Genomic DNA, 22,187 nt, shown 5'->3' with positions numbered 1-22,187 from the left:
CTTCACCGTCAAGGACGGCGAGCAGATCTTCCTGGCCGCGGTGAGCGACACGCAGTGGGCGCTGATGTGCCGCGAGTTCGGCATGGAGCGCCTGGCCGCCGACCCGCGCCTGAAGACCAACAACGACCGCGTGCGTGCCCGCGAATGGCTGCTGCCGGCGTTGCGCGACCAGTTCGCCGCGTACGGCGCGGCGGAGCTGGCCGCGCGCTTCGAAAAGATCGGCCTGCCCTACGCGCCCATCACGCGGCCGCAAGACCTGTTCAATGACCCGCACCTGCTGGGCACCGGCGGCCTGGCGCCGGTGTCGGTGCCGGCCGACGCCAGCGGCGCCGGCCAGGCGGTGGACACCCACACGCCGCTGCTGCCCCTGGCGCTGGGCGGCCAGCGCCTGCCGCTGCGCACGCCGCCGCCGGCACTGGGCGCGCACACGCAGGCGCTGCTGCGCGAGCTGGGCTGCGACGACACCCAGATCCAGGCCCTGCGTGCCGACGGCGTGATCGGCGCCCAGCCCGATGCCACCCCGGCGAGCGCCGAGCCGGCCAAGGCCTGAAACCGTTGCATTTGCACCCCGATTGAACACGGACATTCCCATGCAGACATTGAACTCCCGCCGCGGCGCACTGAAGACGCTCGCCATGCTGGCCAGCCTGGCCGCCACGACCGGCGCGATGGCCCAAGCCTGGCCTGCGCAGCCCATCCGGCTGGTGGTGCCGTACACGCCCGCCGGCGCCACCGATGTGGTGGCCCGTCTGGTGGCCGACCGCGTCACGGCCGACACCCAGTGGACCTTCGTGGTGGACAACAAGCCCGGCGCGGGCGGCAACATCGGCATGGACGCCGTGGCCAAGGCTGGCCAAACCCGCCACCATCGCCAAGCTGGTGGAAGAAGGCAGCTCCCCCATGACGGGCACGCCGGCTCAGCTCGCGCAGTTCCTCAAGGCCGAGCACGCCCGCTGGGGCGACGTCGTCCGCTCGGCCGGCGTGAAGCCCGAGTAAGCCCCGTATCCCCCCTATCCATAGCAATTCCAAGGACGCCGGGCCAGGCCCCAGGCGTTCCGTTGCAGGAGACATCCATCTCCTGTTGATGGCCGTCACGCGCGGCCATGCCGTCTGGCGCGGGCCGCTGCTGCCTGACGGGTCCGTTTCCAAGGTCGGTGCGTTCCGCACCTTCTTCGGTACCAGCGGGCCGGACGGCATGGCCATCGATGCCGACAACCGTGTGGTGGTCGAGACGGTCTATAAGCAATCAATTACTTGCCTAAAGCAAGTAATTGGCCCATGATCTGGCCATGACCTCCAGCAACCGCATCGAAGCCGTCCGCCGCTTCAACCGCTTCTACACCCGCCAAATCGGCGTGTTGAACGAGGGCTTGCTGGACTCGGAATTCACGCTCACCGAGTGCCGCATCCTGTGGGAGCTGGCGCATCTGGACGATGGCGCTGGCATCACTGCCACTGACCTGGGACGCCTGCTGGATCTGGATGCAGGCTATCTGAGCCGCTTGCTGCGTGCCTTGAAAGAGCGCGAGCTCGTGGACGCCACCCGCAGCAAGGACGACGCTCGCCAGTCGCTGCTGCAACTCACCGCCGCCGGCTGCCTCGCCTTCGAGCCGCTGGAGCGCCGCTCGCAACAGCAGGTCGAGGCGCTGCTGAGCCGGCTCAGCGATACACAGCAGGCCGAGCTGCTGCAGGCCTTTCAGCGTGTGCAACTCCTGCTGGACGAGGCGGGCGGCAAGTTGGCGAAGAACAGTTTCATCTTGCGGCCTCACCGTCCAGGCGACATGGGTTGGCTGGTGTCTCGGCATGGGGCGCTCTATGCGCGCGAATACCAATTCGACATGGGCTTCGAGGCACTGGTTGCGCGAATCGCCGCCGACTTCATCGACCGCTTTGATGCCAGCCGCGAAGCCTGCTGGATAGCCGAGCGCGATGGCGTCAACATCGGCGGCGTGTGTCTTGTCCAGGCGCGAGACGAGGCAACCAAGCAGCCCCTCGACCGCACCGCGCAGTTGCGGCTGCTGTTGGTCGAGCCCTCTGCCCGTGGCCTCGGCTTGGGCGAACGGCTGGTCGCCGAATGCCATCGATTCGCACGCGAGGCCGGTTATCAGCGCGTGTGGTTGTGGACGAACAGCCAACTGTCGGCGGCCAAGCACATCTACAGCAAGGCGGGCTACAAGCTCATCGAGAGTGAGCCGTTCCAAGGCTTCGGACACGACCTGATCGGAGAGACCTGGGAGCTGGACTTGACCACCCAGCAGGTGTGAATGAATTTCCCCGCCGCTTGGACAATGGCCGCATGAGTTGAGCGCCGTCCGCAGCAGGGAGTGAACAGAGCCCGTCGAGCCTGTTCGGTGAAGGGGAGCTGCCGACAGCACCGAGCGTGGCGGTAGTGGCGCAAGTCGCAAGTCCGCATACCGCTTGAGTAGCAGCTCTCGGCCAACACCGGCCCCTCGCATCGACAGGTTGGCCGGTCATTCAAGGCTGTTTCCGGCCACCTGCAGGCCGGTGACCAAACGTGATTTGAGCTGGCTCTTGCCTGACCATTACCCTGCCACGCCGGATTCGGACAACAACTCAAGGCCTCACGGTTGAGAGGAGCACCCCCTCAATGGTGACCAGCACGGGCTGCGGCGTTGCGTTTGCGTGTCTCAGCCCCCTTCTTGGCCGACGCAGAGCGCTCGGCAGCCGTCCGGCTCGCCGCAGCTCTTCCGCCCAGGCGCCCACCCTTGCGGGATGGCTCATGGTTCTCTGAACGACCACGGCCGGAACCCGACTTCTTTCCCCCGCCGGTTTCCTTGTTGACTGTGGCCCAGGCGCGGTGTTCGGCTTCTTCCTTTGGAACACCGCGATGCTCATAGCCGCTCTCAATGTGCTCGGCTTGACGCTTTTGCTTGTCCGAATAGGACGACTTGTCACCTCTAGTCATGCTGCACTCCAGTGAAGGGATGCAGCGATCCGGCAAAGTTCATACCTTGCGATCGATTCGTCAACTTTCAAAGGTCACTACGCCTGTTTTCACCGCAGGGCGGACGTCAGCGAAAGTAGACCGTCCGTCCGCAACGGGCACAAGACCGCCGCTCAAGCAGCACGCGAACTCGTCGCGCGCGCGACCAGCGTGCGGGGCTGCCGCAATGTCGGCCAATGCCGCCTGCACACAGGACGGCCGCCCTACCAGGCCGGCCCTTCCAGGTGGCCGAAGTGGTGGGCCGCGCGGCTCAGGTGCGCGATGAACTGGCGCACCGCCGGCACCAGCGCGCTTTCCGGCCGCGTCATCGCGGCCATGGCGGCCTGCAGCGCGCCTTCCTTGATGGGCACGGTGCGCATGTAGGCCGCGGCTAGGGGGTGCGCGGCGATCTGCCGCGGCATCAGGCCCACGAAGTCGCCGCCGCAGATCAGCGACACCAGGCCCAGCGTGGAATTCACCACCGCGCTGGCCTTGGGCACGGGCAGGCCGTGCTCGGCAAACAGGTGCTTGGCGTAGCCGCCGTCGGCCGAGGTGCCGGTGAACACCCAGCGCGCATCGGACAGCTCCTCCAGCGATTTCGCCCGCGCCAGCGGCGACGATTTGCCCGTCACCACGACCATCTGTATGGGCATGAGGGGCTCGACCACGATGTCGCCCGCCGGCAGCCCTTGCGGCATGGGGCCGACGGCCACTTCCACCTCCCCGGCGCGCAGCTTGGAGAGCTGCGCCATGTACAGCTCCTCGTCTATGCGCAGCCGGATGCCCGGATAGCTCGCGCTGAACGTGCGCAGCGCCTCGGGCACCAGCAGCATCAGCGCCAGCGGCACGGCCGCCACGTGCAGGCTGCCCACCATCTCGCCGCCGAGCTGGCGTATCTGGTCCACGGCGGCGGCCAGCTCGCGCTCCACCGATTTCGCGCGGTCGGCCAGCACCCGGCCCTGCGGCGTGGTGGCCACGCCCGTGTTGGAGCGCAGCAGCAGCGGCGCGCCCAACTCCAGCTCCAGCTCGCGTATGGCCTTGGTGAGGGCCGGCTGCGACACGCCCAGCCGGCGCGCCGCGTTGCGCAGGCTGCCCGTTTCCACCGCGGCCAGCAGCGCGCGCAAGGACTGCAATTTCATCAAGGACCCCTGTCCGGCGGTTATCGCAGCCGGGAAAAGGGGCGGCATCTTAGCGAATGCGTTGGACGCGTGGCCCGCGGCGCCATGCCCCTGTGGCCCCTGTAGAGACAGCCGATTTGGCCAGCGTTGCGCGTGCAGCCCGCCGCATTGCCCGGATGTGTCTGTGCGGCTGCGCGTTTTCCCTGATAACGAGCGGTTATCGCGTCTTGATCCGCGTCATCTTATGCGGGCGGGGGCGCGTCCCTAGAGTCGCGTCCTCGTTTGCAGCCCGCGCAAGCCCAATCAGGGAGAACCACCCGCATGGCAACCATCATCGGCGGCATCGCCGCGTCCCACACGCCCACCATCGGCTTCGCTTTCGACCGCGACAAGCGCCACGACCCGGCCTGGCAGCCGGTGTTCGAAGCCTTTGACCCGGTGCGCCAGTGGATCCAGGACCAGCGCCCCGACGTGCTGCTGCTGACCTACAACGACCACATCACGTCCTTCTTCTTCGACCACTACTCGGCCTTCGCGCTGGGCATTGGGCAGGAGTGGCACGTGGCCGACGAGGGCGGCGGCGCCCGCGACCTGCCCCCCATCGCCGGGCACCCGCAGCTTGCCGCGCACATCGCGCAGTCGCTGGTGGGCGAGGAGTTCGACCTGTCGTGCTTCCAGGGCAAGCCGTTGGACCACGGCTGCTTCTCGCCGCTGTCCATGCTGTGCGAGCACCAGCCGGACTGGCCCGCCAAGCTGGTGCCGCTGCAAATGGGCGTGCTGCAGTTCCCCATTCCCACGGCGCGCCGCTTCTACAAGCTGGGCCAGGCGCTGCGCCGCGCGATCGAGAGCTACCCCGAGGACTTGCGCGTGGCCGTGGTCGCCACCGGCGGCCTGTCGCACCAGGTGCACGGCGAGCGCGCGGGCTTCAACAACGTCGGGTGGGACCACCAGTTCCTGGACCTGTTCGAGAAGGACCCCGAGCAGCTCGCCGACATGACGCACGCCGAGTACGCGGCGCTGGGCGGCATGGAAGGCGCCGAGGTCATCATGTGGCTGACCATGCGCGGCGCGCTGGGCGCCAAGGTGGCCTGCAAGCACCGCAGCTACTACCTGCCCTCCATGACGGGCATCGCCACCGCCATCTTCGAGTGCGACGCAGGTCCGCTGCCGCAAAGCGTGCTGGAGCGCCACCGCGAGGCCATGGGCAAGCAGCTCCAGGGCGCGGAGAAGCTGCAGGGCACCTACCCGTTCACCGTAGAACGCAGCGTCAAGGGTTACCGGCTCAACCGCTTCCTGCACGACCTCATCATCCCCGCGCAGCGCGCGCGTTTCCTGGCCGAGCCCGAGGCCGCGTTGGCCAGCGCGGGGCTCACCGAGCAGGAGCGCGACATGGTGCGCCGCCTGGACTGGCGCGCCCTCATCCAGTACGGCGCGAGCTTCTTCGTCCTGGAGAAGCTGGGCGCGGTCGTGGGCGTCTCCAACCTGCACATCTACGCCGCCATGCGCGGCCAGACGCTGGAGCAGTTCCAGGCCACGCGCAACGCGCCCGGCGCGCTGTACTCGGTGGCCGGCAAGGACGCCGGCAGCCTGAGCTGGGACCAGCCGGCCGAGAAGGCCCAAGCCTGAGGCCCGGCCCGGCACCGCCGGGCGCCTTGCCCTGCGCGCGCTGATGCCCGGCGCGCGCTTTCCTTCCCCCGCCTGAACCGCGCGCCCAACCGGGCGCGTGTGCGCAGCGCTGCGCGCTTGGCGCTTGCGGCGCCCGCCGCCGATCACCAACGACACGGAGACGACAGTGAGCTCGACCCCCACCGCGATCCCGTTTTCCCCTTCGGAGACAACAGTGAATTCCTCAACCGCAAGCAGCCCGGTGGACGTGCGCACGTTCATCAACGGCCGCGCCATGTCCGGCTACCAGTGGCTGGTGCTGGCGCTGTGCTTCCTCATCGTCGCGGCCGACGGCATGGACGTGGCCATCATGGGCTTCGTCGCGCCCACCATCCTGCAGGAGTGGGGCATCTCGCGCGCGGCCTTTGGCATCGTCATGAGCGCCGCGCCCTTCGGCCTGGTCGTGGGCGCGCTCTTCGCCGGTCCGGCTTCGGACAAGGTGGGCCGCAAGAAGGTGCTGGTCGGCTCGGTGCTGGCCTTTGCGCTGCTCACGCTGGCCGCTTCCTACGCGCAGGACGTGACGCAGCTCGCCCTGCTGCGCTTTCTCACCGGCATCGGCCTGGGCGCGGCCATGCCCAACACGAGCACGCTGCTGTCGGAGTACGTGCCTGAGCAGCGCCGCTCGCTCATGGTCACGCTCATGTTCACCGGCTTCAACCTGGGCTCGGCGGTGGTGGGCTTCGTGGCGGCGTCGCTGATCCCCGTGTTCGGCTGGCGCGCCGTGCTGGTGGCCGGCGGCCTGGTGCCGCTGGCGCTGGTGCCGCTGCTGATCTGGCTGCTGCCGGAGTCCTCGCGCTTCCTGGCCGTGCGCGGCGCGCCCTCGCAGCGCATCGCCGCCACGCTGGGCCGCGTGTGCAACACCCTCTTTCCCGCCGGCACCACGTTCGTCTCCCAGGAGCCCCCGGCGCCTGCCCGCACCCCCGTGCGGCTGCTGCTGTCCAAGGGTTTCACCTTGATGTCCGTGTCGCTTTGGGTCACGTACTTCATGGGTCTCATGGTCATTTACCTGCTCACCGGCTGGTTGCCCACGCTGTTCAAGGACGCGGGCCTGACCGTCTCGCAGGCGGCCAACATGACGGCCATGTTCCAGATCGGCGGCACCGCGGGCGGCGTGTTCGTGGGCTGGCTGATGGACAAGCGTGCGCCCACGCGCGTCATCAGCCTGGCCTATTTCGCAGGCGCCTTGGCCGTGCTGCTGCTGGCCTTCAACGGCGCGATGTCCGCGGCGCTGGGCCTGCTGGTGGCGCTGGTGGGCTTTTGCATGAGCGGCGCGCAGACGGGGCTGAACGCCTATGCGCCGTCCTGCTACCCGACGGTGGCGCGCGCCACCGGCGTGAGCTGGATGCTGGGCATGGGCCGCTTCGGCAGCATCTTCGGCTCGGCCATAGGCGGCGTGCTGCTGGGGCTGGGCTGGAGTTTCGAGACCATCCTGTCGCTGCTGGCCCTCCCCGCGGCGCTGGCCGCCGCCGCGGTGCTGCTGGGCCGGCGCAGCGGCGACTGACAAAATCGCCGCCGAGAAGCGCCGCGGCGCGCGCCCGGCAACCGGCGGGCGCCGGCAAGGGTCTGCGCTCCTGTCATCCTTCGCCCCATGAAGTCAGCAATGAGCACGCAAACCCCGTCCTCCCGCCGACGCGGCCTGCTGCTGGGGGCCCTGGGCGCCCTCGCCGGTGCAAGCGCCGCGCAGGCCCAAACGGCCAGGCCGCTGCGCCTGGTCGTGCCCTTTCCGCCCGGCGGCTCCACCGACATCCTGGCCCGCGCCATCGGCGCCCGCCTGGGCCCGGCCCTGGGCCAGACGGTGGTCATAGACAACAAGCCCGGTGCCGGCGGCTCCTTGGGCGCCACCGAGGTGGCCCGCGCCGAGGCCGACGGCAACACGCTGCTCATGGGCCACATCGGCACGCTGGCGGTCAACCCCGCGCTCTACCCCAAGCTGGCCTACGACCCCTTGAAAAGCTTCGTGCCCGTGGCCTGGGTGGCGCGCGTGCCCAACGTGCTGGTGGTCAACGCCGCCTCGCCCTGCAAGAGCCTGGCCGACCTCATCGCCCAGGCCCGGGCCAGGCCCGGCCAGCTCAGCTATTCGTCGGGCGGCAACGGCAGCGCCGCCAACATCGCCTTCGAGTACCTGAAGCTCAGGGCCAACTTCCCCATGCTGCACATCCCCTACAAGGGCACGGCGCCGTCGGTGACGGACCTGCTGGGCGGCCAGGTGGACGCCACCTTCACCGGCGCACCCGGGGTGCTGCCGCACGTGCGCAGCGGCAAGCTGCGCGCACTGGCCGTCTCCAGCCCGCAGCGCATGGCCGTGCTGCCCAACGTGCCCACCGTGGCCGAAAGCGGCATGCCCGGCTTCGACGCCGACCAGTGGTACGGCATCGTCGCCCCCGCGGGCACGCCCGCGGCGGTGGTGGCACGGCTCAATGCCGAGATCAACCAGGCGCTGCAGACGCCCGCCGTGGTGGAGCAGCTTGCCGCCGAGGGAGCCATCCCCACGCCCAACAGCCCCAAGGCTTTCGGCGACCTCATCGCCCGCGAGATCCCGCGCTGGGCCGAGGTGGTCAAGGCCGGCCACGTCAAGCTGGATTGAGGGCGCGCCCTCCGCCGTCGCCAGCCACATTCCTTCACACGCCAGCCCAACCCGGGACATGTGCCGGTGCTGCAATGCAGCCAAGCCGCCGGGGTGGCGGCCGCTGCGCCGCCCTGGCAGGTGCCTTGAAACTGCCCTGTCATGAACCGCATAAAAATTGCCCTCGCGGCGCTGCTGGCCCTTCTGGCCGGCACCTGGCTGCTGGCCGACACGCTTTTCCCCTCGCCTTTGGGCTACTTCCCCTTCCGCACGGTGTTCGTCCAGCTCAGCGGCGTGGTGGCCGTGGGCGCCATGAGCGTGGACCTGCTGCTGGCGCTGCGCCCGCGCTGGCTGGAGCCGCACCTGGACGGCCTGGACAAGCTCTACCGCCTGCACAAGTGGCTGGGCATCACGGCCCTCGTGGCCGCCACGGCGCACTGGTGGGTCGCCAAGGGCACGAAATGGATGGTCGGCTGGGGCTGGCTGGTGCGTCCCCCGCGCGGCCCGCGGCCTGACCCGTCCACGCTGGGCGCCGTCGAAGGCTTTTTGCGCAGCCAGCGCGGCCTGGCCGAAACCATGGGCGAATGGGCCTTCTATGCCGCGGCCGTGCTGCTGGTGCTGGCGCTGGTGAAGTGGTTTCCCTATCACCTGTTTCGCAAGACGCACAAATGGCTGGCGCTGGCCTATCTGGTGTTCGCCTGGCACGCCGTCGTGCTCTTGAAATTCGAGTACTGGCGCCAGCCCGTGGGCTGGTTGATGGCGCTGCTGCTCGCGGGCGGCGTGGCCGCCGCGCTGCTGTCGCTGGCCGGGCGCATAGGCGCCGGCCGCAAGGTGGCCGGCGTGGTGGAGGCCGTGGAAGCGCACCCCGCGCTGCGCGTGGTGGAGTCGCGCATTGCGCTGCAGCCGGGCTGGCCGGGGCACGCGGCCGGGCAGTTCGCCTTTGCCATGTCCGACCCGCGCGAGGGCCCGCATCCCTACACCATCGCCTCGGCCTGGGACGCCCAGGCCGGCACCATCAGCTTCATCACCAAGGCCCTGGGCGACCACACGGCGCGGCTGGCCGAGCGGCTGAAACCCGGCATGCCGGTGACGGTGGAAGGCCCCTACGGCTGCTTCGATTTCGACGACGGCCTGAAGCGCCAGGTGTGGATAGGCGCGGGCATAGGCATCACGCCCTTCGTGGCGCGCATGAAGCAGCTCGCCGCGCAGGGGCAGCGCCTGGAGGTGGACCTGTTCCACCCCACCGCCGTGCTGGAGCCCGCGGCCCTGGCCAAGCTGGAGGCCGATGCCCGCGCCGCCGGCGTGCGGCTGCACGTGCTGCTGGACGGGCGCGACGACCGCCTCACGGGAGAGCGGCTGCGCGCGGCCGTGCCGGAATGGGCCACGGGCAGCGTGTGGTTCTGCGGCCCGCCGGCCTTCGGCCAATCCCTGCGCAAGGATTTGTGCAGGCACGGCCTGCCGGGGCGGCATTTCCACCAGGAGTTGTTCCATTTCCGGTGAGACGCAGGGCGGGCAGCGCACGGGCCTACAGGCGCACAGGGCGCGAGTCGCAAGCTCGCATGCCGCTTGAACGGTAACTTTCGGCCGGGACGGCAAGCGGAATGCGCGCAAGACCGCGGCCTGGCGACTCAGGCCCTGGTTCCCACCCAGCCGCGGAACGAGAAGGCTGCATAGAACAGCTCCACGTCGACGAAGCCAGCGTCACGCAGCAAGGCTTCCTCCTCGCGCGGCGTGAGCAGTGGCAGCCGCTGGGTCATCAGCGTGCCGGCGGCCGCGGTGCTTGCCCGATCCGGACGGGCTCCGGCGCCGAAAGCAACCGATCGCGCCATCCACCGCTCGGCGTTTGCTCCGGGCGGCGCGTGATGGGCCACCACCAGGCGTGCGCCCGGCTTCAGGCGGTGATGGATCTCCCGCAGCGTCCGCAACCGTTCGCCTCGGTCCAGGAAATGCAGCGTGAGAAGGCAGGTGGCGCCATCGAAGGGCCCGGCGGTGACCTGATCGACGAGCCCCGTCACAAGCTCAACCCTTTCCGCGAAAGGTGCAACGGCCTGGTGCGCAAGAGCCAGCATCGCGGGTGACGGGTCCACGCCGGTGAAGCGCCAGTCCGGCTGTGCCGTGGCCAGGGACAGGAGCTCCAGCCCGCCGCCGGCGCCGACGGCAAGCACATGGGCCGCAGCCGGCGCTTGCTCGGCCAGCAGCAGCGCGGCCATCCGGTGGAGATCGGCGAGGCCGGGCACCTTGCGCGGGGTGTCGCTCGCGTAGGACGCGACGGTGGCCGGGTCCGTGAAGTTCGAGTGCCTGTCCTGCATTGCGATGCCTCAGTGGTGGACGACGAGCGAGCCGTGCGCCGCGAGCCGCCATAGTGGCGTGAAATTTCGCGGATGAAGAGAAGCGGCTTGCGACTCGCACCAATAGGCATGCAGCTGCGCCATGCGCTTGGTCCGCCCATGTAAGAACCCGCCTACAGCACGGCGGCTTTCGATCCGTCCCGAACACTGCGCTTTATCGGTTTGTGGCGCCCGCACCGCCTGGAGATACTGAATCCAGGTTGATCGATAAGCCTCTTGCTTCACCACGCGGCGGGAAGCGGGACAAAGGCCATCGACGGGAAATTTCAGGAGTAGTCCACCATGCTGAAAATGCTCAAATCCAACGCCTATATCCTGGTGCTTGCCCTGGGCGTCATCGCCTCAGGCGGCCAGATATATGCCCAATCGGACGACGTGATTGGCGACTTGGGTGCCTGCTTGGCCATCAATCCGCCGGCGGACTGCAAAAACATCATGCCCAAGTGATGAGGCTCGAATTGAATGGGCGCGAAGAAGAGGAAAGCCACACCGCGGTGTGGCTTTCCTGTTTTTGGGCGCGTCAATTCCACCGGGAGAAACAGGCCGCCTACGCCGCCAGCGCAATGAGCACCGGCGCCACCGCCAGCAGCGCAATGCCGGCGACCGTGGCCCATTTGCGCTCGTCCGGCGCCGCGCAGGGCCCCGGCGGGGGCGATTGCCGGGCGTATTGACCCAACATCGCGGGCTGGAGGTGGACAAGTGCGGCGGGATTCAAGGCGGTTCCTTTGGGCGGCGCGCTGCGCGGCCGGCGGCCAGTCGTTGCACGGCAGGCCATTGCACCGCCGCTGCATGACCGTGTCGTGTCAGCACGGCACTTTCACGCTCAGCCGTTCGCCGTCAGCCGTTCGGCGAAGGCGCTCGGCGTGAAGCCGCCCCCACCGCCGACGACAGCAGCGGGCCGGTGACGCCTGCCCGCTCGGAGATGTCTTGTCTGCGCCAGACCGGGGCGGCCTTGGTTTTGCGGGACGAGGGCTGGGAGTATGTCGCCGCACCGAAAAGCGGCACGTCGCCGTGAAATAATTCGCGGCATTCGGCTATCAAGTATTTTCAGGTACTGCCGAATTTGATCCAGCGCAGTAGTTACACTTTTCAATCAAGTTCTTTGGTTTGCCGCCCATAAACGGTGCCGGCCGACGGGTAGGCAGCCACGTCAGGTGCGCCACTTCTCCAGCGACACAATCGCGAAACAGTCCTTCGAGACCTTGTTTCGCATGCGGTTACTCCAGAAACATTGTCTAACAGCCGCTTGCCTTATCTGCGTCTGTACACGGCCGAAACATAAGGCACGCCGCCACTGAAACCCGCAAACAAATAGTCGGGTTAACTGGCGGAAGAGACCAAATAAATACCTCGCATAAATACCTGGACCGCACCGTCATAAAGGCGCGGCGGGACCAGTCTTGGCGTTGAAAAGCGTTTTTTGAATTTTGCGGCACTGAACACCATGAAGTACTCTTTCCAATCCCGTGTGGCTCTGACCGGTTCCATGATCTCGCTGGCGGTGATGCTGGCGGCCTGTGGCGGTGGTGAAGACGAAACCGCGGCGCAAGCCGAATCGGCCCAGGCCGTGGCCCTGGAGTCGGCCAAGGCAGTCACTTCCACGACGACGACTTCCGACGGCTTCATGCCGGAAGTCACGCCGGACGCCTGGGAACTGGCCAACGACCCCACGGTGGAACAGAGCTTCCTGGCCGCCATGCAGCAGAAGGCCGCGTCGGCGCCGCTGCTGTCCGCGGCGGTGACCGATGCCCGCGTCAAGTGGAACCCGGGCCACTACATCGCGCTGGGCCGCCGCGACGCGACGACCCTGCAGCAGGCGCTCACCGAGATCAAGGACCTGCCGCAGGTCAAGGGCCTGATCCTGCGCTACGAGTGGCCGCAGATCGAGACGTCCAAGGGCGTGTACGACTTCACCCGCATCGACCGCGACCTGGCCCTGGCGCAGTCCGCCGGCAAGCGGCTGTGGGTCATGGTCGGCACCAAGGTGTTCACCTCCGGTGGCCGTGCCGTGCCCGACTACATGCACACCGCCGAGTACGAAGGCGGCGCGTACAAGATCCTGATCGGCGCCCGCGACGCCCTGGGCAGCAACGAGCGCTACGGCGAGAACGCCGCGCTGCACAACGTGAAGGTGCGCGACCGCCTCATCGCCCTGGCCACGGCCCTGGGCAACCGCTACAACCGCAACAACGCGTTCGAAGGCATGACCTTCAACGAGACGGCCATGGGCCAGATGGCGGTGCCGCTGACCACCACGCAGCGCACGGCCTACTTCACCAACCTGGCGGCCGTGGACGCGGCCACCCAGCGCGCCTTCCCCAACACGGTGGCGATGCAGTTCATCAACTTCCCGCGTCCCTACATGGCCGGGCTGATCACCAACATGGTGAACAGCAAGGTGGCGCTGGGCGGGCCGGACATCCTGATGCAGGACCCCGACCTCACCAACAACATCTATCCGCTGTACGACCTGGCCAAGGGCAAGGTGCCGGTGGGCCCCTCGGTGCAGCCCGAGAACTACCTGACCACCGTGCAGAACGGCCCGCTCAACCCGCCCAAGATCAGCGACCTCTATGCCTTCGGCCGCAACCGGCTGGGCGCCAACTACATGTTCTGGACGCGCTCCTTCACCGGCTCTCCGGCGCCCTACCCCAAGGTCCTGGAGTTCTTCAAGTCCAGCGCCTTCCCCAAGGACAGCAGCGGCGGCCTGAACGCCACCTGCCCCTCCACCTACGCCGCCTGCGTGCCCAAGCTCTGAGCACCTGAAGCGCAGCAGTCTTCATCGAGTTCTCCTCCAGTCTTGACAGCGGGCCCTTGCGGCCCGCTTTTTTTTGCCTGCCCGCGCCGCGTTCAGGGGCGGACTTCCACGGCCAGGAAAGCGTGGCGCTCCAGGGGCAGATCGCCCGCGCGGGCGCGCGCCACGATGTCCACGCCATGCAGCCCCGGCTGGGTGGCGCGCCAGGCCACGCCGCGGCGCTCGCCCTCGCCCTGCATTTCCAGCGTCAGCGTGCTGCCGTCGGGCTGGCGCACCAGCGCGTACATGGCCACGGCCTGCAGCGTGTGGGCCGGGTGCCGCAGCTCGGCGCCGAGCTGCACCGCCTGGCCGCGCGCGGCCGACGCCGGGCTGGCCTCGGCGCGCAGCACGGCGCCGCCGGCCACGCGGGCGGAGAGGGCGTAGTCCGTGGCCTGGCGCGGGGCGAACAGCGTCACGCGCCAGGGGCCCGGGCGCGGGTTGGCGAAGCCGTAGCCCAGCGTCAGCAGCGAGGCCGGATCGTCCACCTTGACCAGCCCATGCTCGCGCGCCGTGAGCGCGATGGTGCGGCCGCTGGCGCCGCGCACCGTGATCTCCAGCTCGCGGCTGGGATCGAACAGCGCGAAAGCGGCCACCGCCACGTCGTCGAGCTGCACTTCCACCTCCACGCGGCTGCCCGCTTCCACGTGGCCGCTGGCCACCTGCGCGAACTGCGCGGCCGGCGCGTCGTCGCCCATGAAGGCCTCGGCGTCGTCCGCGGCTTGCGTGGCGCCGCGCCGCAGCAGCGGCAGCACCCGGCGATGGAAGACCTCGGCCGAAGCCGTCATGTCGGTGTGCAGCACGGGCAGCCGCATCACGTCGCCCGGGATGGCCGAGGCGCTGGCCACGCTGACCACGCTGTCGCTGGGCACGTCGCTGCAGGGGGCGCGGAAACCTTCGGCGATGGCGTCGCCGGCCAGCAGGTGGAAGGGCACGCCGTGCCGGCGCGTGATGCCGCGGTTGAAGATGTCGCGCACGTAGCTTGGGCGCAGCTCCAGCGCCGCGGGGCCCAGCACGCCCAAGGTGGTCGCCAGGGCCGAGCAGTCCGAGCCCCCATGCGGCGAGCCCAGCATGACGAGCTGCGCCACGTCGCGCCCGCCCATGAGCCGGGCCACGTAGTAGCGTGCCACCAGCCCGCCCATGCTGTGCGCCACCACGTCCACGAGCTGCGCGCCGGTGCGGCGCTTGACGCCCGCGATGTAGCGCTGCAGCGCGGCGGCATTCTCCGGCAGGGTCTTGGTGGCGCTGCGCAGGCGCGAGAGCGCGCCGGTGTCCAGGCTGCCCTCGGCCTGGCCGTCGCCCACGGCCCAACCGTGCAGGCCGGCGCGGGAGAGGAAGCCGTCGGCCGCGGTGTAGGCGGCCCAGGTGCCGTGGTCGGACATGAAGCCGTGCACCAGCACCACGGGGCGGGGTGTGACGGCAAGCGAGGCTGCGGCGCGCTCGCCACCCGCCTCGGCCCACAGGCGGCGCTGCGGTTGCGCGTCACCGGCGCCGCTCCAGAACCAGTCCAGCGTGCTCAAGGGTGCGGTGGTGCAGCCGCGCGCCGCGCGCGGCACGGTGCAGGTGGCGAGGGTGCGCCCGTCGTCCAGGCCGAAGGTGACGGACAGGGTGCGCGGCGCGGGCTGATCCAGCGCGGCGCGCAGGCGCAAGGGGTTGCCGTCCACCACGGCAACGGCGGGCGCGCCGTCGGCGCCGAGTGGCGTGAGCGACAGGCTCCCGGCCGCCAGGGCAGGCAGGGCCAGCGCCGGGCCCAGGGCGAAAACACACAGCAGCGGCAACCGACCCATGGCGTGATGGTGGGCGCGCGCTGCGCGAAAGGGTGTCACGGCTCGCAACGCGACTGCACCACACCGTGCCCACCCCGGCCTCATTCCCGGCCTGATCTCCGGCTTGAACCTCTGGCCGCCCGCGCGCAACCCAGCCGTATCAACCGCTGCCGGCGCTTTTTCCGTGGCCGGCACCCGACGGAGCCCGCCATGCCGCCTTCCCCCGAGCCGACCCCGCCCGGCACCCATGCCCGCGTCATCGCGCTGCACAGCAGCGCCAGTGGTGCGCGGCAGTGGGACGCCTGGCGCGAGCACCTGCCCGCCGCGCTGGAATTCACCGCGCCGTCCCTCATGGGCTACGCCGGCGACAACCCCTGGCACGAGGACACGCCGGTGAGCCTGGCCGAGGAGGCCTGCCGCCTGGAGCCGCTGCTGGCGCACGGCGGCGTGCACCTGCTGGGCCATTCCTACGGCGGCGCGGTGGCGCTGGAGCTGGCGCTGCGCTGCCCGCAGCGGGTGCTCAGCCTCACGCTGTACGAGCCGGTGCGCTTCGGCGTGCTGCGCATGCACGACACGCGGACCGCTTGGCAGGCCGTGCTGGCACTGGGCCAAGCCGTGCGCGAGCACGTGCGCGCGCGGCGCCTGCACGAGGCCGGAGCCCTGTTTGTCGACTACTGGAGCGGCGCCCGCGCCTGGGAGCACTGCACGCCGCGCCGCCGCGAGGCCATCGCGGCCTGCATGCCCAAGGTGGACGCGGAGTTCGCCGCGCTGTTCGCGGACGCCCGGCCGCTGTCCGCCTTGTGCCGGCTGCGCATGCCGGTGCGGCTGCTGGCGGGCAGCGCCTCGCCGGCCCCCGTGCTGCGCGTCGCGCACCTCCTTGCCGCGGCGCTGCCCAACGCTGGCCTGTGCCAGCTCGACGGCCTGGGCCACATGGGGCCTGTGACGGCGCCGGCACAGGTGGCCGCGGCGGTGTTTTCGCGGCCGCTGCCGACCCCAGCGCAGGCCTGACCGAATACGCCGCCGCGGAAAAGAGCAGGGCTGTCACAGACCCATGTGCAACATACGCGATACAGCTTGATCCACCAAACAACCACCTGACGACCTCGCCGTACCTGCTCTGGACACGCCAGCCCCACTCTCCTCCTGGTTCGACCTTTCCCCCACCTTCCACGGCACGGCCCCGTCACCACGGAGTCCACATCCTCAAAAGCCGTCAGGGTGTCACGTGTATGTTGTTGCAGCTCACTCACTGAGCAACGAAGCTCATTCGGCTTGCTTCGTTCCGTACACGCAAGGCGCTTCCTAGACTGGGCCGACTTTCAGCCGTCTTGATGCGTGTCATGTCCCAGCAGTCTCCCCAAGCCGAATTCGACATCCGCCCCCTCCCCGGCCCGCTGGGCGCCGAGGTGATCGGGCTGGACCTCTCGCAGCCGCTGTCCGAAGCGGGATTCATCCGCCTGCACCGCGCCCACCTGGACCACCACGTGCTGGTGTTTCGCGACCAGCACGCGCTCACGCCGCAGCAGCAGGTGGCGTTGAGCGCGCGCTTCGGCCCGCTGCAGCGCCACGTGCTCAAGCAGTTCGCGCTGCCGGAGCACCCGGAGGTGCTGGTGGTGTCCAACATCGTGGAGGACGGCAAGCCCGTCGGCCTGGGCGACGCGGGGCACTTCTGGCATTCCGACCTGTCCTACAAGCCGCGGCCCAGCCTGGGCTCCTTCCTGCACGCGCAGGAGCTGCCCGCCGACGGCGGCGACACCCTCTTCGCCAACCAGCACCTGGCCTACGACACGCTGCCCGCGAAACTGAAGCAGGCCGTGGCCGGGCGCCGCGCCGAGCACTGGTACCTGAAGCGCTACGCCGAGCTGCAGCAGCGCAGCCCCTGGCGGCCGGACCTCACGCCGCAGCAGATCGCCGAGGTGCCGCCGGCCGTGCACCCGGTCGTGCGCACGCATCCGGAAAACGGCCGCCCGGCGCTCTTCGTCAGCGAGCACTTCACGACCCGCGTGCTGGAGCTGCCGCCAGAGGACAGCGATGAGCTCCTCGAAGCGCTGTTCCTGCACTCGACCCAGCCGGAATTCGTCTACCGCCACCGCTGGCGCGCCGGCGACCTGGTGTTCTGGGACAACCGCTCGGTGCAGCACCTGGCCACCGGGTGCCCGGCCCACCAGCGCCGGCGCCTGAACCGCACCACGATCGAAGGCGACGTGCCGGCCTGAAGCCGCGCCCGCCGCTTGCGCCCCCGATGCCGCCGCCCGCGCGGCGCCACAGCGCCCCGACACCCCCGACCCCACACCCCTTACCCGGCGCCCCGCTGCAGGCGCCCGCCACGCCCATGAACACCACCGCCAAGCGCCTGGCCGCCCTGGCCCTGGCCGGCCTGCTTGCCGCCGGCACCGGCGCCGCGCGCGCCGAAGGCCAGATCCGCATCGCCGACCAGTTCGGCATCGTCTACCTGCTGCTGGACGTCGCCAAGGACCAGAAGCTCATGGAAAAACACGGCAAGGCCCAAGGCCTGGACATCGCCGTGACGCAGGTGACCCTTTCCGGCGGCAGCGCCATGAACGACGCGCTGCTCTCCGGCTCGCTGGACATCGCCGCCGCGGGCGTGGGCCCCATGCTCACGCTGTGGGACCGCACCCGCGGCCGCCAGAACGTGCGAGGCGTGGCCTCGCTGGGCAATTTCCCGTACTACCTGGTCAGCACCAACCCGGCAGTCAAGACCATTGCCGACTTCAGCGAGAAGGACCGCATCGCGCTGCCTGCCGTGGGCGTGTCGGTGCAGTCGCGCATCCTGCAGATGGCCGCGGCCAAGACCTGGGGCGACGCGCAGCACGCGAAGCTGGACAAGATCAGCGTCACGCTGCCCCACCCCGAGGCGGCCGCCGCCATCAGCAAGGGCGGCACCGAGATCACGGCCCACTTCGCCAACCCGCCCTTCCAGGAGCAGGAGCTGGCCGCCAACCCGGCCGCGCACGTGGTGCTCAAGAGCTACGACGTGCTCGGCGGCCCGGCCTCCGCCACCGTGCTCTACACGACCGAGAAGTTCCGCAGCGACAACCCCAAGACCTACCGCGCCTTCACCGCCGCGCTGGCCGAGGCCGCGCAGTGGATAGCCGCCAACCCCGAGGCGGCCGCGGAGCTGTTCATCCGCGTCAACAAGAGCAAGGTGGAGCGCAAGCTCGTCCTCGACATCGTCAAGAGCCCCGAGGTCCAGTTCAAGCTCACGCCGCAGAACACGTTCGCGCTGGCGGACTTCATGCACCGCGTGGGCGCCATCAAGAACAAGCCCGCCTCGGCGCGCGACTACTTCTTCGACGACCCGCACAACGCGGGCGCCAACTGAGCCGCGCCGCTCGAACCACCGCACAAGGAGTTGCGCATGCAATCACATGAGCCGACCGCCGCGGCGCCCGCGCCGCTGCTGCGCGCCGAGGGCGTGAGCCTGGAGTACACGGCGGGCGAGCGCGTGGTGCGCGCCACGCACCGCGTCTCTTTCGACCTCCACCCGGCGGAGCGCCTCGTCCTGCTCGGCCCGTCGGGCTGCGGCAAGTCCTCGCTGTTGAAGGCGTTGGGCGGCTTCATCGCGCCGGTGGAAGGCCGCATCACCCTGGACGGCCGGCGCATCACCGGCCCCGGGCCGCAGCGCGTGATGGTGTTCCAGGAGTTCGACCAGCTCCCGCCGTGGAAGACGGTGCTGCACAACGTGATGTTCCCGCTGCTGGCCTCCGGCCAGGCCCCACGCGCCGAGGCCGAGCGCCGCGCGCTGCGCGTGCTGGAGCAGGTTGGGCTCGCATCCTTCGCGCACGCGCATCCGCACATGCTCTCCGGCGGCATGAAGCAGCGCGTGGCCATCGCCCGCGCGCTGGCCATGCAGCCGCGCATCCTGCTCATGGACGAGCCCTTCGCCGCGCTGGACGCGCTCACGCGCCGGCGCATGCAGCAGGAGTTGCTGGCGCTGTGGGCGCAGGTGCGCTGCTCGCTGGTCTTCGTCACCCACTCCATCGAGGAGGCGCTGGTGGTGGGCCACCGCATCGTCCTGCTCTCGCCCCACCCTGGGCGCGTTCGCGCCGAGCTGAACGCCCACGCGTTCGACCTGGAGAGCGTGGGCAGCCCCGCCTTCCAGGCGCAGGCGCAGCGCATCCACCACCTGCTGTTCGAAGAGACGGCACAACCCGAGGCGGCAACAGCATGAGCGCAGTCTTCACGTCCCTGCCCGGCACGGCGCTGCGTGCCGATGCGCGCACCTCCGGCAGCGAGGCCTTGCACCCCGCCGCGGGCGAGCCGCCCGTGAAGGCCGAGGTGGAATTCGAGCTGGCGCCCTGCACCGCCACGCCCGTGGAACGCGCACTGCCCTGGCCGCGGCGGCTGCTGGACAACGCGCCGCTGCGCCGCGCGGCCATCCTGGCGGCACTGGCGCTCGTCTGGGAGCTGCTGGCGCGCTGGACGGACAACGACCTCTTGTTGCCGACCTTCGCCGCCACGGCGCGCGCCTTCGCGGCGGGCTTCGTCAGCGGCGAGCTGCTGGAGAAGGCGGCCATCTCGCTGTCGCTGCTGCTGCAGGGCTACGTGCTGGGCATCGCCGCGGCCTTCGCGCTCACCGCGCTGGCGGCCAGCACGCGGCTTGGGCGCGATCTGCTCTCCACCCTCACGGCCATGTTCAACCCGCTGCCGGCCATCGCGCTGCTGCCGCTGGCGCTGCTGTGGTTCGGCCTGGGGGCGCAAAGCCTGCTCTTCGTCCTGGTGCACGCCGTGCTGTGGCCGCTGGCGCTGGCCACGCACGCGGGTTTCCAGAACGTGCCGGAGGTGCTGCGCATGGCCGGGCGCAACTACGGGCTCACGGGGCTGCGGCTGGTGGTGCACATCCTCATCCCGTCGGCGCTGCCGGCCATCCTGTCGGGGCTGCGCATCGCCTGGGCCTTCGCGTGGCGCACGCTGATCGCGGCGGAGCTGGTCTTTGGCGCCACCTCCGGCCAGGGCGGCCTGGGCTGGTACATCTTCCAGAACCGCAACGAGCTCTACACCGACCGCGTCTTCGCCGGGCTGGCCTGCGTCATCGTCATCGGCCTGGCCATCGAAAACCTCGTCTTCGCCACGCTGGAGCGCATCACCGTGCGCCGCTGGGGCGTGCAGCGCTGAGCTGCGGCCGATGGTGGCGCACGCACCAATCCGGCACAGGCGGCTGGTCACGCTGGTGCATCGACGGGGCGTTGGGCGGCCCGCCCGGCCGAAGCCGCTTCCCATCGGGGAGCCGGCCTTGGCACAGGCTTTGCATACAAGTAGTTACATGAGGGGCCGGTGACGGCCCGTCTGCCAATTGGTCCAACGGCGGACCGATAAGAACAGGACAAAGGCGTCCCACAGCCCGCAGCGCGCGATGCGCTGCGGGCTGTGGGACGCCTTTTGTTTTTCGGGTCAGGAAATTTCAGTGCGAGCCCAATGAACCAGAACACGGCCATGCCCCCCGCCACCGCGTCCGGCACCAGCACGCGGTCCACGCATCCCTCCACCGTTCCCGCCTTCTTCCTGCACCACGGCCTCATGGCGCCGGGCATGCGGCTGTTTCGCAGCGTGGGCTTTCCGGCCAAGGCGACGGCGGTGTCGCTGGCCTTCCTGGTGCCGCTGCTGCTGCTGGCTTTCTCGTTCTGGTCGGTGAGCACGGACAACATCGCCTTCTCGGCCGCGGAGCGCCGCGGCGTGGAGTACGCGCGCGCGCTCATGCCGCTGCTGGACGCCGCGCAAAACCGCCGCCGCGCCGCCACCGCCGGCGCCCCCGACCTGCCCAAGGCCCAGCAGGCCGTGCAGGCGGCCTGGGACCAGCTGCTCGCCACGCACGAGCGCCTGGGCACGGAATTCAAGCTGCAGGAGCGCTGGCAGACGCTGCAGGCCCAGGCGCAGCAACTGGCCTCGCAGCCGCAGCGGGACCAGCCCGCGGCCACCTTCGCCGCGCATTCGCAATTCATCGCCGAGGCGCTGGACCTGCTCAGCGACATGGCCGACGCCTCCAACCTCACGCTGGACCCCGACATCGACACCTACTACCTCATGCGCGCCGGCGTGGACCTGCAGCCGCGCCTGGCGGAGGTGCTGGGCCGCATGCGCGGCGCGGGCAACGCGGCGCTGCGCAGCGGGCAGCTCGGCAGCGAGCAGCGCGACCAGATCGCCAGCGCGCTGGCCTTCGCCACCATGTGGGAGCAGGAGCTCGGCAGCTCGGTCAAGCGCGCGCTGCGCGCCGACGAGGGCATCGCCGCCGAGGTGCGGCTGGACGAGGCCTTGAAGGAAAGCACCGGCTTCATGCAGCGCGTGCGCGAGCAGGTGCTGGCCCAGACGCCGCAGGGCGACGCCGAGGCCTTCGTGGCGCTGGGCAACCGCGCCGTTGCCGACCACTACGCCGGCATCGAGCGCGTGCTGGCCTCGCTGGACAAGCGGCTGGCGCTGCGCGTGGACAGGCTGCAGCAGGCCATGTGGGTGAAGCTGGGCGTGTCGGCGGCGGGCATCGCCATTGCCCTCTACCTGCTGCTGGCCTTCTACCGCGTGACCTTGGGCGGGCTCGACGAGATCGCGCGCCAGTTGCGCGAGCTCTCGCACGGCAACCTGACGCTGCACCCCCAGCCCTGGGGCCGCGACGAGGTGGCGCAGCTCATGAGCACGCTGGCCGCCACGCTGGATGCGCTGCGCGGCACGGTGGCGCAGGTGCGCACAGGCGCCAGCGAAATCGACACCGCCAGCCGCGAGGTGGCCATGGCCTCCATGGACCTGTCCAAGCGCACCGAGCAGGGCGCGGCGCAGTTGCAGCGCACGGCCGCGGCCATGTCCCAGATCGGCCAGACGCTCAACCAGTCCGCCGGCAGTGCCGCCAGCGCGGCCGACATGGTGGCGCACAACGCGCAGGTGGCCCAACAGGGCAGCGAGGTGGTGGCCGAGGCGGTGCGCACCATGGGCGGCATACGCGACTCCTCGCAGCGCATCGCGGAAATCGTCGGGACCATAGACGG

20 protein-coding genes are annotated in these 22,187 nt (G+C 69.8%); 15 read left to right on the top strand and 5 right to left on the bottom strand.

Annotation, left to right across the window (positions count from 1 at the left end):
• The 3 genes from ALA01S_RS24665 to ALA01S_RS24655 form a co-directional block, all read left to right on the top strand.
• Positions 1 to 550: CoA transferase (locus ALA01S_RS24665; RefSeq protein ID WP_169805996.1), on the top strand; the 550-nt coding region annotated here is incomplete at its 5' end.
• 531 nt (positions 551 to 1,081) lie between these two features.
• The gene (locus ALA01S_RS24660) at positions 1,082 to 1,282 is read left to right on the top strand and encodes a hypothetical protein (protein ID WP_157119262.1); all 201 of its coding nucleotides are present in this window, start codon (positions 1,082 to 1,084) and stop codon (positions 1,280 to 1,282) included.
• 7 nt (positions 1,283 to 1,289) lie between these two features.
• Positions 1,290 to 2,264, top strand: coding sequence for a bifunctional helix-turn-helix transcriptional regulator/GNAT family N-acetyltransferase (locus ALA01S_RS24655; protein WP_066341970.1), 975 nt, complete (start codon positions 1,290 to 1,292; stop codon positions 2,262 to 2,264).
• A gap of 341 nt (positions 2,265 to 2,605) precedes the next feature.
• On the opposite strand, the gene ALA01S_RS32195 is transcribed toward ALA01S_RS24655, so the two are convergent.
• Both ALA01S_RS32195 and ALA01S_RS24650 read right to left on the bottom strand, forming a co-directional pair.
• A complete protein-coding gene (locus ALA01S_RS32195; protein ID WP_084267906.1) occupies positions 2,606 to 2,926 on the bottom strand; it encodes a plasmid stabilization protein in 321 nt (106 codons plus the stop codon).
• Between the two features lie 242 nt (positions 2,927 to 3,168).
• Positions 3,169 to 4,083, bottom strand: a complete 915-nt coding sequence (locus ALA01S_RS24650; protein WP_066341965.1) for a LysR family transcriptional regulator — start codon at positions 4,081 to 4,083, stop codon at positions 3,169 to 3,171.
• A 300-nt stretch (positions 4,084 to 4,383) separates the two neighbouring features.
• Here ALA01S_RS24650 and ALA01S_RS24645 point away from each other — a divergent pair, with 300 nt between their 5' ends.
• The 4 genes from ALA01S_RS24645 (at position 4,384) to ALA01S_RS24630 (ending at position 9,790) form a co-directional block, all read left to right on the top strand.
• On the top strand, positions 4,384 to 5,688 hold the full coding sequence (locus ALA01S_RS24645) for a gallate dioxygenase (protein WP_066341964.1): 1,305 nt from the start codon (positions 4,384 to 4,386) through the stop codon (positions 5,686 to 5,688).
• A gap of 274 nt (positions 5,689 to 5,962) precedes the next feature.
• Positions 5,963 to 7,228, top strand: a complete 1,266-nt coding sequence (locus ALA01S_RS24640; protein ID WP_066341969.1) for an MFS transporter — start codon at positions 5,963 to 5,965, stop codon at positions 7,226 to 7,228.
• A gap of 99 nt (positions 7,229 to 7,327) precedes the next feature.
• Entirely contained in the window at positions 7,328 to 8,311 is a 984-nt protein-coding gene (locus ALA01S_RS24635) for a Bug family tripartite tricarboxylate transporter substrate binding protein (RefSeq protein ID WP_238455934.1), read from the top strand.
• 141 nt (positions 8,312 to 8,452) lie between these two features.
• Entirely contained in the window at positions 8,453 to 9,790 is a 1,338-nt protein-coding gene (locus tag ALA01S_RS24630) for a ferredoxin reductase family protein (protein ID WP_066341962.1), read from the top strand.
• Between the two features lie 128 nt (positions 9,791 to 9,918).
• Here the strand turns inward: ALA01S_RS24630 and ALA01S_RS24625 are convergent, their stop codons facing one another.
• The gene (locus ALA01S_RS24625) at positions 9,919 to 10,599 is read right to left on the bottom strand and encodes a class I SAM-dependent methyltransferase (protein WP_066341961.1); all 681 of its coding nucleotides are present in this window, start codon (positions 10,597 to 10,599) and stop codon (positions 9,919 to 9,921) included.
• Between the two features lie 321 nt (positions 10,600 to 10,920).
• Between ALA01S_RS24625 and ALA01S_RS33475 the strand changes: the two genes are divergently transcribed.
• On the top strand, positions 10,921 to 11,085 hold the full coding sequence (locus ALA01S_RS33475) for a hypothetical protein (protein ID WP_157119261.1): 165 nt from the start codon (positions 10,921 to 10,923) through the stop codon (positions 11,083 to 11,085).
• A gap of 100 nt (positions 11,086 to 11,185) precedes the next feature.
• On the opposite strand, the gene ALA01S_RS33470 is transcribed toward ALA01S_RS33475, so the two are convergent.
• A complete protein-coding gene (locus tag ALA01S_RS33470) occupies positions 11,186 to 11,353 on the bottom strand; it encodes a hypothetical protein (protein WP_157119260.1) in 168 nt (55 codons plus the stop codon).
• A gap of 729 nt (positions 11,354 to 12,082) precedes the next feature.
• Between ALA01S_RS33470 and ALA01S_RS24620 the strand changes: the two genes are divergently transcribed.
• Entirely contained in the window at positions 12,083 to 13,396 is a 1,314-nt protein-coding gene (locus ALA01S_RS24620; protein ID WP_157119259.1) for a glycoside hydrolase, read from the top strand.
• 92 nt (positions 13,397 to 13,488) lie between these two features.
• Here the strand turns inward: ALA01S_RS24620 and ALA01S_RS33465 are convergent, their stop codons facing one another.
• Complete coding sequence (locus ALA01S_RS33465; RefSeq protein WP_169805995.1) at positions 13,489 to 15,216, bottom strand: esterase/lipase family protein; 1,728 nt, start codon at positions 15,214 to 15,216, stop codon at positions 13,489 to 13,491.
• A gap of 189 nt (positions 15,217 to 15,405) precedes the next feature.
• On the opposite strand from ALA01S_RS33465, the gene ALA01S_RS33460 reads away from it, so the two are divergent.
• The 6 genes from ALA01S_RS33460 to ALA01S_RS24585 form a co-directional block, all read left to right on the top strand.
• Entirely contained in the window at positions 15,406 to 16,203 is a 798-nt protein-coding gene (locus ALA01S_RS33460; RefSeq protein WP_066341958.1) for an alpha/beta fold hydrolase, read from the top strand.
• Between the two features lie 323 nt (positions 16,204 to 16,526).
• Positions 16,527 to 17,411 (top strand): TauD/TfdA dioxygenase family protein, encoded by an 885-nt coding sequence (locus tag ALA01S_RS24605; RefSeq protein ID WP_066341957.1) that lies wholly within the window; start codon positions 16,527 to 16,529, stop codon positions 17,409 to 17,411.
• 116 nt (positions 17,412 to 17,527) lie between these two features.
• A complete protein-coding gene (locus ALA01S_RS24600) occupies positions 17,528 to 18,538 on the top strand; it encodes an ABC transporter substrate-binding protein (RefSeq protein ID WP_084267905.1) in 1,011 nt (336 codons plus the stop codon).
• A 36-nt stretch (positions 18,539 to 18,574) separates the two neighbouring features.
• Positions 18,575 to 19,387 (top strand): ABC transporter ATP-binding protein, encoded by an 813-nt coding sequence (locus ALA01S_RS24595; protein WP_066341956.1) that lies wholly within the window; start codon positions 18,575 to 18,577, stop codon positions 19,385 to 19,387.
• Positions 19,384 to 20,331 carry an ABC transporter permease gene (locus ALA01S_RS24590; RefSeq protein ID WP_084267904.1) on the top strand — a complete coding sequence of 316 codons (948 nt, stop codon included), beginning with the start codon at positions 19,384 to 19,386 and terminating at the stop codon, positions 20,329 to 20,331. Before ALA01S_RS24595 ends, ALA01S_RS24590 begins: the two co-directional genes overlap by 4 nt.
• Before the next feature lie 318 nt (positions 20,332 to 20,649).
• On the top strand, positions 20,650 to 22,187 hold a 1,538-nt coding region (locus ALA01S_RS24585), incomplete at its 3' end, for a methyl-accepting chemotaxis protein (protein WP_157119256.1).

Source organism: Azohydromonas lata NBRC 102462 (genome assembly GCF_001571085.1).
GTDB classification, from domain to species: Bacteria; Pseudomonadota; Gammaproteobacteria; order Burkholderiales; family Burkholderiaceae_C; genus Azohydromonas; species Azohydromonas lata.
This window is presented reverse-complemented; position numbering and strand designations above follow the sequence as displayed.